16 protein-coding genes and 1 riboswitch are annotated in these 13,542 nt (G+C 48.1%); of the genes, 7 read left to right on the top strand and 9 right to left on the bottom strand.

The window, feature by feature from the left end; genetic code table 11:
• Window positions 1–13: 13 nt before the first annotated feature.
• The 4 genes from B0X71_RS01455 (at window position 14) to B0X71_RS01440 (ending at window position 1,913) form a co-directional block, all read left to right on the top strand.
• A complete protein-coding gene (locus B0X71_RS01455; protein WP_077587788.1) occupies window positions 14–331 on the top strand; it encodes a YflT domain-containing protein in 318 nt (105 codons plus the stop codon).
• Window positions 332–474: 143 nt separating this feature from the next.
• Window positions 475–795 (top strand): YflT domain-containing protein, encoded by a 321-nt coding sequence (locus tag B0X71_RS01450; RefSeq protein ID WP_077587787.1) that lies wholly within the window; start codon window positions 475–477, stop codon window positions 793–795.
• Between the two features lie 140 nt (window positions 796–935).
• A complete protein-coding gene (locus tag B0X71_RS01445) occupies window positions 936–1,256 on the top strand; it encodes a YflT domain-containing protein (RefSeq protein WP_077587786.1) in 321 nt (106 codons plus the stop codon).
• A gap of 108 nt (window positions 1,257–1,364) precedes the next feature.
• Entirely contained in the window at window positions 1,365–1,913 is a 549-nt protein-coding gene (locus B0X71_RS01440) for a cysteine hydrolase family protein (protein ID WP_077587785.1), read from the top strand.
• 183 nt (window positions 1,914–2,096) lie between these two features.
• Here the strand turns inward: B0X71_RS01440 and B0X71_RS01435 are convergent, their stop codons facing one another.
• Window positions 2,097–2,432 (bottom strand): hypothetical protein, encoded by a 336-nt coding sequence (locus B0X71_RS01435; RefSeq protein ID WP_077587784.1) that lies wholly within the window; start codon window positions 2,430–2,432, stop codon window positions 2,097–2,099.
• A 375-nt stretch (window positions 2,433–2,807) separates the two neighbouring features.
• Here B0X71_RS01435 and B0X71_RS01430 point away from each other — a divergent pair, with 375 nt between their 5' ends.
• Both B0X71_RS01430 and B0X71_RS01425 read left to right on the top strand, forming a co-directional pair.
• Entirely contained in the window at window positions 2,808–3,278 is a 471-nt protein-coding gene (locus tag B0X71_RS01430; RefSeq protein WP_198038664.1) for a flavodoxin domain-containing protein, read from the top strand.
• 104 nt (window positions 3,279–3,382) lie between these two features.
• Window positions 3,383–4,531: an acyl-CoA dehydrogenase family protein gene (locus B0X71_RS01425; protein WP_077587782.1), complete on the top strand. Its 1,149-nt coding sequence runs from the start codon at window positions 3,383–3,385 to the stop codon at window positions 4,529–4,531.
• Window positions 4,532–4,577: 46 nt separating this feature from the next.
• Here B0X71_RS01425 and B0X71_RS01420 read toward each other — a convergent pair whose 3' ends face one another.
• The 6 genes from B0X71_RS01420 to B0X71_RS01395 form a co-directional block, all read right to left on the bottom strand.
• Window positions 4,578–5,909 carry a nucleobase:cation symporter-2 family protein gene (locus B0X71_RS01420; protein ID WP_077587781.1) on the bottom strand — a complete coding sequence of 444 codons (1,332 nt, stop codon included), beginning with the start codon at window positions 5,907–5,909 and terminating at the stop codon, window positions 4,578–4,580.
• Complete coding sequence (locus B0X71_RS01415) at window positions 5,906–6,493, bottom strand: xanthine phosphoribosyltransferase (protein ID WP_077587780.1); 588 nt, start codon at window positions 6,491–6,493, stop codon at window positions 5,906–5,908. Before B0X71_RS01415 ends, B0X71_RS01420 begins: the two co-directional genes overlap by 4 nt.
• 146 nt (window positions 6,494–6,639) lie before the next feature.
• Window positions 6,640–6,741: riboswitch (purine riboswitch) on the bottom strand.
• 138 nt (window positions 6,742–6,879) lie between these two features.
• The gene (locus B0X71_RS01410; RefSeq protein WP_077587779.1) at window positions 6,880–7,104 is read right to left on the bottom strand and encodes a hypothetical protein; all 225 of its coding nucleotides are present in this window, start codon (window positions 7,102–7,104) and stop codon (window positions 6,880–6,882) included.
• 50 nt (window positions 7,105–7,154) lie between these two features.
• Window positions 7,155–8,516, bottom strand: a complete 1,362-nt coding sequence (locus tag B0X71_RS01405; RefSeq protein WP_077587778.1) for a D-serine ammonia-lyase — start codon at window positions 8,514–8,516, stop codon at window positions 7,155–7,157.
• Window positions 8,517–8,841: 325 nt separating this feature from the next.
• Window positions 8,842–9,264: an acyl-CoA thioesterase gene (locus B0X71_RS01400; RefSeq protein WP_077587777.1), complete on the bottom strand. Its 423-nt coding sequence runs from the start codon at window positions 9,262–9,264 to the stop codon at window positions 8,842–8,844.
• A 13-nt stretch (window positions 9,265–9,277) separates the two neighbouring features.
• A complete protein-coding gene (locus B0X71_RS01395) occupies window positions 9,278–10,441 on the bottom strand; it encodes a lactate 2-monooxygenase (RefSeq protein ID WP_077587776.1) in 1,164 nt (387 codons plus the stop codon).
• A gap of 176 nt (window positions 10,442–10,617) precedes the next feature.
• Between B0X71_RS01395 and B0X71_RS01390 the strand changes: the two genes are divergently transcribed.
• Window positions 10,618–11,649, top strand: coding sequence for a threonine aldolase family protein (locus B0X71_RS01390; RefSeq protein ID WP_077587775.1), 1,032 nt, complete (start codon window positions 10,618–10,620; stop codon window positions 11,647–11,649).
• 48 nt (window positions 11,650–11,697) lie between these two features.
• On the opposite strand, the gene B0X71_RS01385 is transcribed toward B0X71_RS01390, so the two are convergent.
• Both B0X71_RS01385 and B0X71_RS01380 read right to left on the bottom strand, forming a co-directional pair.
• Window positions 11,698–12,282, bottom strand: a complete 585-nt coding sequence (locus B0X71_RS01385) for a TetR/AcrR family transcriptional regulator (RefSeq protein ID WP_077587774.1) — start codon at window positions 12,280–12,282, stop codon at window positions 11,698–11,700.
• A 35-nt stretch (window positions 12,283–12,317) separates the two neighbouring features.
• Entirely contained in the window at window positions 12,318–13,526 is a 1,209-nt protein-coding gene (locus B0X71_RS01380) for an acyl-CoA dehydrogenase family protein (protein WP_077587773.1), read from the bottom strand.
• Window positions 13,527–13,542 lie beyond the last annotated feature (16 nt).

The following is a 13,542-nucleotide window of genomic DNA, read 5'->3' as shown; positions in this document are numbered from 1 at the left end:
GGAGGGATTTACTATGGCTACAGTAATGACAGTTGAAAATGCCGTCCATGCAAGACAGGCAATCGAACGGATGGAAACGCAGGGAATTTCCCGGGACGAGATTTATATTTTCGCTCACGATAAAGATCGGGAAGAAGATATCGGGAAAGCACTGGACACCGAAATGATTGGCATGAAAGAAAAAGGCATGTTCTCAAGCATGAAACATGTTGTAAGTAAACGCGGCGATGAACTGCGGGACGAAATGCAATCGATCGGTCTTTCAAAAATGGAGGCTGACGAATACGAAGAAGTGCTTGATGAGGGCAAGTTAGTGCTTGTCGCTCAATAATAAACGAATCCAGGCGGCGGATCCGATGTGGGTCCGCCTTTTTATTATGAAAACAAGTCCAATTGGATCATTCCGTTCGTTTAATTCGAATTGATAGGTGGTAAACAAAGAAAGTAACCATAACTTGAACGGAGGGATTTTGAATGCCTACAGTATTATCAGTTGAAAATGCCGTCCATGCAAAACGTGAAATTGAACGGCTGGAAACAGAAGGATTCACCCGCGACAACATTTATATCTTTGCACATGATAAAGATCGTGAAGAAGATATTGGAAAAGCGCTGGATACGGAATCCGTCGGCGTCGGTGAAAAAGGCTTATTCTCAAGCATGAAAAATGTCGTGAGCAAACGCGGCGATGAGCTTCGCACAGAACTGGCTGCCACCGGCCTGAGCAAAGAAGAAGCGGCCGAATACGAAGAAGTCCTGGATACAGGAAAACTTGTAATCGTAGCAAAGAAATAATGAATCAGACATTCTGAGACAGGCCTTAAAGGTCTGTCTCTTTTGTTGCCGCAAACAGATCTTCTTCCATTATTCGTTTAATATGAAAAATCAGTGGTAAACAATACGTAGCACCATATTTTTGACTGGAGGGATATATCGTGACATTAGTAAAAGTTGCTGATAACGCCATGCAGGCAAAACAGGAAATTGAACGGTTGGAATCCCAAGGCTATGACCGGGATGAGATTTATCTTTTTGCCCATGACAAAGATGTAGAAAAGAACCTGGCCGACACATTCGATACGGAAACAGCCGGTGTCGGAGAACAGGGCTTATTCGGCAGCATGAAAAACGTGGTCAATAAGCGCGGCGATGAATTGCGCAGCGAAATGGAAGCAGTCGGCATCAGCCAAAAAGAAGCGGCCGAGTATGAAGAAATACTGGATACCGGCAAGCTTGTGCTTCTGGCAAAAAAATAAAACGAAAATGGATGGGGCAGACTCAGTGCAGTCTGCCTTATTTGTGTTCTCAGCCATCCAATTAAAGTAAACTAGGGGTAGCTCGTATAATTTTCAGGAGGAATTCACATGAAAAAATCGCTTCTCAATATTGATTATACGTATGATTTTGTAGCGGATGACGGAAAACTGACATGCGGGAAGCCGGGACAGGCAATCGAAGGGGAGATCGTCAGGCTGACCGATGAATTTCAGCGAAACGGGGATTACATCGTCTTTGCAGTTGACGGCCATGACGAAGAGGATAATTTTCACCCTGAGAACTCTCTTTTTCCGCCGCATAACATTAACGGCACAGCCGGCCGGGAATTATACGGTTCATTAAAAGACTGGTATGAAAGGCACCGGCAGAATCCGGACGTATACTGGATGGATAAGACAAGATATAGTGCGTTCGCCGGCACAAACCTGGAGATGAAACTCCGGGAACGGGGAATTGAAGAACTATGGCTTGTCGGTGTCTGTACGGATATCTGCATCTTACACACAGCTGTGGACGCCTACAATAAAGGTTTTAAAATCGTTGTGCCTGAATTGGCAGTGGCCAGCTTCAATCCCGACGGCCATGTTGTGGCACTCAATCACTTCCGGACTTCTCTTGGTGCTGATGTTCGGTAAAACACTCTGCCGAACAATCCTTTCATAAGCGGGCGCACCATCAATACAACTATGCATGATTCCCGACAAACTAGTATTTTTCTTAACCCCTGTTAAATTTTCCGATATTGCCATGCATCAGTTTTCCAAACAAAAAAGCCGCTATGCACATTATGTGTACAGCGGCTTTTTCGATTATTTGTTCTACGGCAATTTATGGATTTTCCGGAGCACCCGGGTATAGCTTTCATCGAGCAGTTTTTTCATTTTATAAGCGGTATAAAGTGACAGCAGCACTTGGACACCGAGCAGACTGGCATAAAGCATGACCGGAACTGGTCCGCCGACCGCTTCTTCTCCTGTTATGAAGACGGTGAAGACAGCAGCCAGGAACAGGAATTGCAGACCGAACACAAGCCGACTGCGCAGCAGAACTGAAAAAGCGAGCGTGAGAATTGCCAGTATCAGCAGCCATTCGTGACCATGGACAAACAGAGATGTTTTGTCGAGCGCAACGGGAGCAGCAAGAAAAGTTTGCATGCCTCTCTTCCTTTCTTAATGGACTTTATCATCATTATAGCCACCTCCCCCCTTCCCAGCCTTGACGGGCATCAAGGTTTCAGTTCTCACCCTCTTATAAAATAAATTTGATCATGTAAGTTAAAATAATGATTTTCACTTGTCAATATTCCGCCCCACAGCCGCGCTTTCCTGTGGGCTAGCGCCGAACTAACCAACAGAAAAGCAGCGTTCGCTGATTCACCTGCATCCTGTGAAGTGCCGGCGTTTCTATAGTTGACGTATCAAGGAGACGAACGCTCTTTCCGGCTCATTATGAAAAGCATACCCTGAGCGGCCGAAACGGTTTGTAAATGTTCAGCTCTTTAATTCAATTTATATAAGGAGGTAAGTATGATGGCCAAAATCTGTCTGATTTTCACAAGCATGACCGGAAATACAGAAGAAATCGCTGACTTGCTTGAAGTGCAGCTCCAGAAACACGACATAGAAATCTTGAAGAAAAACATTTCGCGTGAACAAGTAAAACCAGAAGAGCTGGATTCATGTACAGCCATTCTGTTCGGCACCTATACGTACGGCGATGGCGAGCTGCCTTTTGAAACGGAAGATTTTGCAGACGATCTGACAGCGGCGGCTCTCCACGGCAAAGCGGTCGGTCTTTTCGGATCCGGTGACCGCTCCTATGATCAGTTCTGCGGGGCATTGGACGAGATGGCTGCACGCTTTCAGAATCTTGGTGCCCATGTCGTTGAGCCGGTTGTGAAAATCGAGCTGGACCCGCAGCCGAAAGACGAAGACCCTTGCAGCTTGCTGGTCAATGCGCTTTTCGATGCCATCAATTCCGTTACGGCGAGCTCCCGATAACCAGTGGGCTCGCCGTAAACACGGACAGCAAGCATTCTCCGTACCCATCATTTTCTCTCTGTGATACGCTTGAATCAGTTTGTCAGAGAAGGAGTGCTGAAAGGATGGAATCGTTTATCAAAACAGCGGAACAGCAGAAATTGATCGATAAAATTAAGGAACTGCAGCCGCAGTTCCTCGCCCGGGAGCAGAAACTGGACCAGCCAAATTCGTTCCCTTTTCAAAATATCAAAGACTTGAAACGCATTCAGTACCATACATTAACGCTGCCGACCGAATTTGGCGGCCAAGGCATGGGATTGTATGAGTATATACTCGCCCAGGAAGCGATTTCCCGCGGATCGGGTGAAACCGGCCTATCAATCGGCTGGCATGCCGGCATCGTGCTGGAATATGCGGAAAACCGGCATTGGCGGGATGAACCGGCCCGCTGGATTCTGGAGAAGGTAAAAAACGGCGCGTTGATCAATAGCGCTGCAACTGAAAGCAATGCGGGCAGTCCGACGCGCGGCGCATTGCCAAGGACAACCGCTGTGCGGGATGGCAATGACTTGATTCTAAATGGAGAAAAAACGTATACGTCCATGGCGCCCGTCCTTGATTATATTTTCGTTACGGCCACGACTGAGCAGAAAGAAGTCGTGATGGTGATCGTCCCGCGTGAAAGCCCCGGTGTCTCAATCGATGAAACATGGGACAGCCTGTCAATGCGCGGAACGGCAAGCCACACGCTAATACTCGATGATGTCCGGGTTCCTGCCTCGCATATTCTCAAGGACATTGCCGGCCGGGCCGGTGCGCAGGGTTGGCTTCTGCATATTCCCGCCTGCTACATCGGTATCGCAGCGGCTGCCAGCGCTTATGCAGCTGAATTTGCCGCCAATTATATTCCGGCTTCACTTGGCAAGCCGATTGCGGAAGCCCCCAACATCCGCCAAACCATCGGTGAGATGGAACTCGAACTGGCCACCGCGCGACATCTGCTGTATGGCACTGTCGAGCGCTATGAGAACAGCAGGGATAAAGCTGAAATGGGCGAGGCATTGAGTGTTACGAAAATCGCCGTAACCCAAGCCGCTATCGGTGTGGTCGATAAAGCGATGAATATCGTCGGTTCCCGCGCCTTATCTGCTTCGAACCCGATGCACCGGCATTACTTGAACGTCCGCGCGGGCCTCTATAACCCACCGATGGAAGATATGATTAAAGGACAATTTGCCACAGCGGCAATTGAACGATTCCAAGACAAATGAAAAACCTGCCCTGCATGCGTGGAATCAGCATGTGGGACAGGTTTTTTTATTGATTGCTTGGAATGCTTTCTGTTGTGTTCGCTGTGTTTCTCGCCGTCAGGGAAATTTTCGCTTTCCGCTGCGGCAGCATGTTAAATACGATATTCAAAGCGATTGCAGTCACACTTCCTGCTACAATGCCGTTGCTCGTCAAGATTTGCACACCCGACGGCAGGGCGGTAAACAGTTCAGGTACGACCGTAACGCCAAGGCCGATACCGATCGAGCAAGCGATGACCATGGCATTGTCCTGGGACTCCCCGATGACCGGGCTGAGCATTTTGATACCTTGGGCGATGACCATCCCGAACATGGCGATCATTGCACCACCAAGGACCGGCGTCGGAATAATGGTTGTCAGGGCAGCAATTTTCGGCACGAGTCCGAGTGTCATGAGCATAAGACCGGTAATCAGAATGATTTTTCGTGAACGCACGCCGGACATTTGGATGAGCCCGACATTCTGTGAGAATGTTGTGTACGGAAACGCATTGAAAATCCCGCCAAGCAGAACCGCAATGCCTTCCGCCCGGTACCCTTTGGATAAATCTGTTTTGGACACTTCCTTTTTCGTGATATCACTCAAAGCAAAGTATACACCTGTCGATTCGACGAGCGATACCATCGCTACGAGAGTCATGGTTAAAATGGCTGACCATTCAAACGTCGGCAGTCCAAAATAGAAAGGCTGGACCATGTGGAAAAATTCTGCTTCTGCAACAGGCGTCGCATTCACTTTTCCCATCGCCATTGCCGTGAATGTACCGGCGACAAGACCAAGCAAAATGGAGATTGCACGGATAAACCCGTTGGCAAATTTATAGACCAGAATGATGAACAATAACGTTCCGAAAGCGAGCGATATGTTCGGAATGGAGCCAAAATCACTTGCCCCCTGGCCGCCACCCATATTATTGATGGCAACCGGAATCAGCGTGATCCCAATGATGGTAACGACAGAACCTGTGACGACCGGCGGAAAGAACCGGACGAGCTGACCAAAAAACTGGCTGATGATGATTACAATCAGCCCTGAGGCGATGATGGCGCCATAGATGGCAGAGACGCCGTATTGTCCGCCGATGGCAATCATTGGACCGACGGCGGTAAATGTACAGCCGAGGACGACGGGAAGACCGATTCCGAAAAAGCGGTTATTCATGATCTGCAGGATCGTTGCGATTCCGCACATGAAGATATCAATTGCTACGAGATACGTAAGTTGCTCAGAATTCAAACCGAGTGCGCCGCCGACAATCAGCGGCACCAGAATCGCACCTGCATACATTGCCAGCACATGCTGGATGCCTAATGTAAATGACTGAAGTGAATTTTTCATCCGTTCAGAACCTCCTCTGTAAATTGAACTGTCCCATTCTCCAATGAGGAAATCCGGGCGAGTGATTCCACACGCACGCCCTGCTCCCGGATAATTCGGCCGCCCTGCTGAAACCCTTTTTCAATGACGATGCCTGCACCAGCCACTTCAGCACCTGCCTGCTCCGCAATATTCAAAAGGCCCAGAAGCGCCTGACCTTCTGCCAGAAAATCATCGATGATGAGCAGCATATCTTCCGATGAAATAAAGTCTTTTGAGATCGAAATATCGTTTGTTTCGTTTTTCGTAAATGAACGGACTTGTGACGTATACAAATGGTTCGTAAGCGTCAGTGATCTCCGCTTTCGTGCAAACACAACCGGGACACCCAGGTACAAGCCAGCCATGACAGCCGGGGCAATACCCGAAGATTCAATCGTCAGGATTTTTGTGATGTTCGCTTCCTGAAACCGGGAAGCGAATTCTTTGCCGATTTTTTGCATCAGCTCCGGATCCACTTGGTGATTTAAAAAGGAGTCCACTTTCAGCACTCTGTCTGATAGCACAGTCCCCTCTTTCATAATTTTGTCTTGCAGTGCTTCCATGTATAACGTCCCCTTTCATGATTGAGAACAGCAAAAAACAGCCCTCAGACCTCTGCATCCGTCCATCAAAATGAGCGGAGCAATGGCCTTCGGGCTGTTAACGTCGAAAGGAAACACAAAAAATCATGCCTGAAAAGGCATAGATATCCTGTTCCGTTGCTGCTCATAGTCAGTCCGTTTACGGCAGACCGGTAGATACTTGCAGGCCATATCCCTGCGATTATATGAGGCGGTGCGATTAAGTTGGTTCTTAGTATATAGTATATGCAAGGAAAATAACAAGACCGAAAATTGAAGTTGCATTGTTCTGACAACTAAAAAGAAACACAGAAAATAAGCGCCCTTCATTATTCTTCTGTCAACTCATTACATTCCCTTGCATACCGTTACTTCTCTTTCCCTTTGTCTTTTCTGAAATACTCCGATATTTGTGTCACCCGCACTTTTCCGGCATGCAGCTCATGATAGATTCCGCGGCTGTCATAAAAATTGATCCATCCGTCCCGCTCACTGCGGACAAGCGCTTCTGCTTCTTCCGGTGATTCCGTAAAGATAAAACGGCGGATATAGTGATTCTCATCAAAAAAATAGGTGATTTTAAATTCCCGCACGTTCTTTTCTCCTCCTTTCAAGTCTTATTTCCTGATGTGCAGCAGCCCACTTATCCCAGCAGTGCTTTTCCTTTTGCATAAAAAGCCGACATTTCATCTTCCGGCACAAAAGAACCGCCTGTTGCCCAGACAATGTGGACTGCATTTTCCATACTCAGCTGGAGCTGTTCCGCATAACCGGCCGCCTTCACTTTTAAGGGACCCGCCAATCCTGATGCTGCTGATGGCTCTATGAATAGATCTTCACTATCAGCCAAAAGCGCCAGGAGCCGGTACAATTCAGCGTCAGCGATTGTCCAAATGCCGCTGATTAAATCTTTGCATATTGGGGAAGCGAGAGCTGATGGCCGGCCGACGGCTAATCCATCAGCCTCTGTCTTATTATCGATTCCGAAATCCTGTACACTGACCTCATTCATCTTTCCGGTTGCAAGGCCGATGAGCATGGCTGGGGAATGCGTCGGTTCAACGAAAAAGCAATGAACAGCGTCTCCGAACAATTGTTTCAAGCCGAATGTAATGCCGCCCGGAGAACCTCCTACACCGCACGGCAAATAGACAAACAACGGCTGATCTGCACTAACACGGATATGTTCTGACTCAAGTTGCTGCTGTAGGCGAAAAGCGGCCGTACTATAGCCGAGAAACAATTTCCGGGATTTCTCATCGTCGACAAAATATGCCTTGTCATCTGCAAGTGTGCGATTTCTTCCTTCTTTAATCGCCTCTCCAAAATCGCCTTCAAACTCGATAACCTCCGCACCTTTCTTCCGAAGCAGTTCTTTTTTCCACTCTTTAGCATCTGCAGACATATAAACTGTTACATGAAAACCGAGCGCCGCACTGATTATACCAATGCTTAAACCCAGATTACCGGTTGAACCTACACCAATGGCATGATTGCTGAAAAACTCCCGAAATTCAGACGAGGTGAATTTTTCATAGGTATCCTCTTCTGCCAGCAATCCGGCTTCAAGCGCCAATTGCTCTGCATGACATAATACTTCATAAACTCCGCCCCGCGCTTTAATCGATCCGGCAACCGGCAGGTCATGATCACACTTCAGGTAATACCGTCCCTCAAATGTCTCTCCTGCATACCTTTCCAGTTCTGCTTTCATTTGCGGAATTTCACGCAGCGGCGATTCAATGATTCCATCTGTTGAAGCTGTTTCAGGAAACGCTTTTTTAAAGTATGGCGCAAATCGCCGCCATACCGCTTCCGCTTTTTGCATATCTTCCCTGCTCACTGCAAATGGTCCCGCTTCTGCTGTTAGCTTTCGGTTAGGGTTCAGCCAGTTGACTTCATTCAATTCCATCAAATCGGCTACTAGTGGATTTTGTTGCATATACTGTTCCAGTTCTGTTTTTCTCACTTCCTCCTGCTCCTTTTCGATTGCATGTTTTTGCATCAAGTGTTATAATTCTAACTTATTGAGGTAACAGATGAACGTTGAAATTCTGGCATCTGCTATATGTTTTTGAAGACACTTATTCACACTGGCGCGGCTAAAGGGCCGCAAGGACGCAAAAGCAGGCAGGGTTTGCGTTGCTTAAGTTAGAATACATCCAGTGGACAATGACCGCGGCATTGAAAGTCCACACTTTCAAAGGAAATTATTCCCCATATTCGGGGTGAACAACATGTTTCAATAAGAATTTGTTATCTTAGTTCATAAAGGGGTATTCGCGCTATGCGAATATCCCTTTTCCAATTTCTCATTTTTTCATCCATGTTCAGCTCAGTTTCTCTTTTTCCATGGCAGATTCCTTGCATAAATGCGCAGACAGCGCTGCCCGAATATGATCCGGTATGCGTTCGGCCGCCTGTTTAGCCAAGTCATAATTAACGTATACTGCCGAGTTCCTTGCACATAATATTCCTTGCTGATAAAGCTCTTCATAGAGTTCCAGACTGCTGTTACCGATTTTCTTAACAGTTATTTGGATTTCCACGTCTTGTCCGAAATAAATTTGTTTCATGAATTCAAGCGTTGTTTTTACGATCACCATTTTCCAACGGCTGAAATCGTGGTCCGGTGTAAAGAGACTGAAAATCGGGTTCCGGCCTGCCTCGAACCAGACCGGCAGAACCGTGTTGTTAATATGCCCGACTCCATCAGTCTCTGATACTCTTGGTGTAATTACTGTCTTATACAAAAAACAATCCTCCTTATTTTCCTGACAGCACCGACCGGGAAAGTTGCCGCACTGCGCATTCCCCTGTCAGGGCCAGTGTGATATCCGTATCTGCGATTAGATTCCGGAGCACTTCCCTGACCCCTTCTTCTCCGGCTACCGCCAGTCCATACATTGTCGGTCGGCCGACCAGCACGGCCTTTGCACCGAGAGCCAGCGCTTTAATGACATCCGCTCCCCGGCGGATTCCGCTGTCCATCAGAACAGGCACTTCTCCTTTGACCGCTTCACAAACTACTGGCAGGGCATCCAGCGCACCGGTTGCACCGTCCACTTGCCTGCCGCCATGATTGGAGACGATGATACCGTCAGCCCCATGCTCTATTGCAAGTCGGGCATCATCCGGGTGCAGAATTCCTTTCAGTAAAATCGGCAATTTGGTATGCTTGCGTAAAAACGCCAAATCTTCCCATGTCAGTCCGGCATTGCCGAAAACCTGCGTCCAATGCATGATCGCTGCTTGTGGGTCTTCCTGGGGCGATTTTTCAAGCTTTGCAAGAAAGGCCGGATCTGTTAAGTAATTCCCTACCCCTTCTCCCACTAAGAAAGGCAAATAAACATTTTTCAGATCGTATTCCCGCCATGCCATCATTGGTGTATCAAGTGTCACTACGATGGCAGAATGACCGGACGCTTCTGCTCTTTGCAGAAAACTGGCTGTAATATCAGGATCCTTACTCCAATACAATTGAAACCATCTCGGTGCATTTCCCATCGCTTCCCCAACCGCTTCCATAGGTACGGATGAAGCCGAACTTGTGATATAAGGCACCTTCAATGCTGCACATGCTCGCGCTGATGCTAGTTCTCCGTCCTGGTGGATGATAGACTGGACGCCCACTGGTGCTTGTAGTACCGGAAATTCATATCGCTGACCGAACAGCTCAATGCTTAAGTCCCGGTCTTCCACGTTTTTCAGCATTCGGGGAATCAGGCTCCGGCAGTCGAAAGCTGCCCGGTTCTTGTTCATTGTCTGACCGCTGCCAGCTCCTCCGGCGATATAATAATACGGTCCGTCCTCTAATATGCCCCGGGCCCGCCGTTCCCACTCTTCGTAACTGACCGGCAGGCGTTCCGGCGCCGGGTTTGTCATGGTCCGGTAAATCTCGAACTGGACTTGGTTCCCGAAATTCGTCATACATTCCCCTCCCTCTCCATTGCTATCTTCGCACTTATTTTATCATTTCCTGCCACCGGAGTAAGATTTTTCTGAATATTTTCTGTATAAATCAGAAAATTTCCGGGAAATTCTGCCCTTTATTGCCCTATCGAAAATGTTGTTCGCTTACAATGAATATAAGAGGAGGGGAACCGATGAAAAAAATGTTTGCAAGCGATAATAATTCCGGCATTCACCCGGCGATACTGGAAGCAATCCAGGCCGCTAACGCAGGGCATGCGCCCGCATATGGCGATGATCAGCTGACTGAGCAGGCTGCCTGGCGATTCAACGAGCATTTCGGCGCGGACAGTAAACCACTTTTCGTTTTCAACGGCACCGGAGCAAACGTCGTGGCACTTAAAGCGATGGTCCGTTCACACCAAGCGATCATCTGCACAGAAGGTGCTCATGTACATATGGACGAAGGCGGAGCTGCAGAAGGGCTGATCGGCGGGAAACTTCTCACAGTTCCTTCAGCCGATGGTAAATTGACTGTTGCCCAAATCCGGCAGCAATTGCGGCATATTGGCTCACAGCACCGGAGTCAGCCGAAAGCTGTGACGATTTCCCAATGTACGGAACTCGGAACCGTCTATTCGATTAATGAGATCAAAGAAATCACATCATTCTGCCACCGGCACGGTTTGTATGTCCATGTGGACGGGGCTCGCATCAGCAACGCTGCGGCCCATTTAAACTGCAGCCTGCAGGAGATGACAGCTGATGCCGGCGTGGATATGCTGTCATTCGGCGGAACTAAAAATGGCCTGATGATCGGTGAAGCAATCGTCTGCTTCCGGGAAGAATTATATACCGAATTAAAGTATATCCGGAAACAGAGCATGCAGCTGGGCTCAAAACTGCGCTTCATCGCCGCGCAGTTTGACCGGCTGCTGACAGATGGCCTTTGGCTCCGCAATGCCCGCCAGGCAAATCGGATGGCAGCACTGCTGGCCGAAGGACTGGAGCAGTATCCGCAAGCCCGCTTTTCACAACCCGTCGAGTCTAACGCTGTTTTCGTTTCACTTCCTGAGCCTGTGATTGCCTACCTGCAGCAGCAATACGCCTTTGCCCTGTGGGATGCAGATCAGCATACCATCCGGCTTGTTACATCGTTTGATACAACAGAAACAGATATCGAACAATTTCTCGGAGCAGTCAAATCAGCTTTTCAGCAGCTGTGATCCACAGCAAAAAATGAAACCGCTGTTCCTGCCTGGAACAGCGGTCTTTTAAAGTAAAATGCGGGTTAAGCTGTCAGCATAAATATTCTGCAGCTCTTCTTTATCAAACTCACCGGAATCGGAATACCAGACTTGCGTCCAATTGACGGCCCCAAGAATCATCATACGGGCCATTTTTTTCTGTTTCAGCGTAAATTCTCCGTTTTGGATTCCTTCTTCGATAAACTGGTCAAAATAATCGGTATAACGATTCCGTTTTTCGATGATCAGCTCGATATGCTCTTCTGAGAAGATTTGTTCCGGTCGGATGATCAGGTTAAAAATTTCTTTCTCTTCAATTGCAATTGCCACATGTCCTCTGATCGCTTTTTCGACTTTCTCTTTTGCGGAAATATCCTCCGTCTTGATCTCTTCCATCATCTGGAGAGCTTTGGACAGAATCAGATTATGGCAATGAAACAAGAGGTCCTGCTTATTTTTAAAATAATAATAAAGTGAGCCCTTCGTCATCAGCAATTCCCCTGCGATATCTTCCATCGTGGCATGCTGGAATCCCCGCTTAGCGATGACAAGACTGGCTGACCGAAGAATATCTTCCCGCCTTTTGGCTACTTTCTTTTCTCTCAGACTCATCCCGTTGTCCCACCTTGTCATGCTTAATTTTCTCGTCACTTCTGCTGCTCCTTCAGCTCGAGCCGGCCGATATCCCGCAAATGGACCTGATCAGGTCCATCCGCTAACCGCAGCGTCCGGGCATTGACCCAATGGGCTGCAAGCGGAAAGTCTTCTGATACGCCTGCTCCACCAAACACTTGAATTGCCCGGTCCAATACGTTCAGCGATACCCGGGGTGCTGCGATTTTAATCATCGCAATTTCTTTCCGGGCAGCTTTCGCACCGACGGTATCGATTGCATGAGCTGCATGCAATGTCAGGAGCCGGGCTTGTTCAATCTCAATCCGGCTTTCAGCGATTGTTTCACGGATGACACCTTTTTCCGCCAGCGAAGAACCGAATGCATACCGTTCTTCAGCCCGGCTGCACATTAGCTCAAGTGCGCGTTCCGCTGCTCCGATCGCCCGCATGCAATGATGAATTCTTCCTGGTCCCAGCCGTCCTTGAGCAATTTCAAAGCCCCTGCCTTCACCCAGCAACATATTTGATACAGGCACACGCACATCCGTATAATGTACTTCCGCATGGCCATGCGGCGCATGATCATACCCGAAAACCGGCAAATGCCGTTTCACTTCAACGCCGGGCGTATCGAATGGAACCAGGATCATCGACTGCTGCTGGTGCTTCGGCGCATCCGGGTTTGTCTTACCCATGACGATCGCAATTTCACAGCGCGGGTCCATTGCGCCGGAAGTCCACCATTTTTTTGCATTAATTATGTATTCATCTCCATCACGGACAATACTTCCCTGAATATTCGTGGCATCGGATGAAGCAACATCAGGTTCTGTCATCGAAAAACAAGAACGGATTTCCCCTTGGAGCAGCGGCTCGAGCCAGCGTTCTTTCTGTTCGGCTGTCCCGTATTTCACAAGCACTTCCATATTGCCTGTGTCCGGAGCATTGCAATTGAAAATTTCAGGTGCAATCAGTGAGCGACCCATGATTTCACAGAGATGCGCATAATCATAATTGGATAAACCCGGCCCGTAAGCCGGATTGTCCAAAAACAAATTCCACAGCCCCTCTGCCCGGGCTTTCTCTTTCAATTCTTCAATGATCGGCGGAATGGTCCACCGGTTTCCGGCAGCATTTAACTGCTCTTCAACAATGCGCTCGTTCGGATAAATGTACGCTTCCATAAATCGGATCAATTTATGCTGAAGCTCTTCCGCTTTTGGTGATAACTCTTTTAACATAGATTTTCCTCCTCAG

This window comes from Planococcus lenghuensis (assembly GCF_001999905.1).
GTDB lineage: Bacteria > Bacillota > Bacilli > Bacillales_A > Planococcaceae > Indiicoccus > Indiicoccus lenghuensis.
Note: the sequence above shows the minus strand (reverse complement) of the source record. Positions and strands in the feature narration are given on the sequence as shown.